This window comes from Chrysiogenia bacterium (assembly GCA_020434085.1).
Taxonomy (GTDB): Bacteria; JAGRBM01; JAGRBM01; order JAGRBM01; family JAGRBM01; genus JAGRBM01.
In genome coordinates this window covers 1-1,594 of the sequence record JAGRBM010000032.1, presented here as the reverse complement: position 1 = coordinate 1,594, position 1,594 = coordinate 1, and the positions used below count along the sequence as shown (strand labels likewise).

1 protein-coding gene is annotated in these 1,594 nt (G+C 63.0%); it reads right to left on the bottom strand.

The window, feature by feature from the left end; translation table 11 throughout:
* Window positions 1-1,594, bottom strand: a 1,594-nt coding sequence (locus tag KDH09_00885; protein ID MCB0218222.1) for an ATP-dependent helicase, incomplete at its 3' end; no start/stop codon positions are given.

Sequence of the window (1,594 nt, the reverse complement as noted above, 5' to 3'; positions counted from 1 at the left end):
GATCCTGCATGTTGTCGAAGCGCGCGGCGAACCCGACCAAGGCCTTCAATTCCTCCAGCCGCTCAACGTAATCGGCGAAGGCGCCCTTCAGGTAGTCGCCATACCAGCCGTCGATCGCGGTTTCGACCGCGGCGGAGGGCGGGGCGCTCTCCAGCAGTTCCGACACCTGTTTGAGTGAGTCGCAGAAGTTGCCCCAATCCTCGCGCGCGTCCTTCGCGACCTTGCTCTTCACGTCGTCGGTGGCGAGCGCGTCGAGGAAGTTCTGCTGCATCATCGTCGCGTGTTCGAGCGCGGCGGCATGGATCTTCTGCGCGCCTTTCTCGCCGACCTTGGGCAGCAGCACGGCGATGCGCTGCCACGCCTGCGTGTCGGAGGGGTTGTAAACGAAACGCAGTAGCGCCACGAGATCGCGCACATGCTGACGTTCGAAAAACTTCACGCCGCTGGTGATTTGATAGGGAATGCCGGCGCGGGAGAGCGCGAGCTGCACCTCAAGCGCCAGAAAATGGGAGCGGTAGAGAATGGCGATCTCACTGGCGGACACGCCCTCGTCTTCGACCAGCGAGCGAATGCGCTTCAGGATGAACTCGGCCTGTTCGCGGTCGTCCATCGTCTGCACGACGAAGGGCTTTTGCATGTGCCCGCGCGAGGCCCGCAGCTCCTTGTCGAAGTGCCGTCCGGCGGGTTGCGCGAGCAGCACGGCGTTGGCCAATTCGAGAATCTCCGGCGTCGAGCGATAGTTGGTCTCGATGCGATGAATGACGGTGCCCGGGTGCCGGTGCTGGAACGTCATGATGTTCTCGAAATCCGCGCCGCGCCACGAATAGATGCACTGCGCGTCGTCGCCCACGGCCATCACGCGATGATGCGGCGCGAGCTTGTCCACGATCTGCGCCTGCAGCGTGTTGGTGTCTTGGTATTCGTCCACCAGCACATGGCGGAAGCGCTGACCGAAATACGCCGCGACCTCGGGCGCGGTGGTGAGCAACTTAAGCCAGAGCTCGAGCAGGTCATCGTAATCGACGACGTTTTGCTCGCGTTTGCGCTTTTCATAAGCCGTGGCGAACGGCTCGAAGCGATGCTGGATGTCCTGATACTGCGGGAAGTAGAGCGTGACGGTTTTCTGAATGCTGAGCTGCGTGTTGCGCGCGAGCGAAAGCACGTCGAACAGCGGACCGGGCCGCGGGTGGGTCTTGTCCTTGAAGAACGTCTTGTCCTCGGCCTCAACAGCTTGCTTGAGCAGCGACTCGGATTCGTCGGCGTCGAGAATTGTAAAGGTGCGCGGCAGCCCGATGGCCTCGCCGTAGATGCGCAGCGCGCGGTGGCCGAGCGAGTGGAACGTGCCGCCCCAGAACCGCTGCGGTTCGATTCCGGTGAGGTCCTGCACGCGGTGCAGCATTTCCTTGGCGGCCTTGTTGGTGAAGGTGAGCAGGAGGATTTCGCCGGGCTTGACGCCCTGCGAAAGCAGGTAGGCCACGCGGTAGGTGAGCGTGCGGGTCTTGCCGGAACCGGCGCCGGCGAGCACGAGCAGCGGTCCCGGCTCGGCCGTCACGGCGTTGTATTGCTCGTCATTGAGCAGCGCGCGGAAATCGAT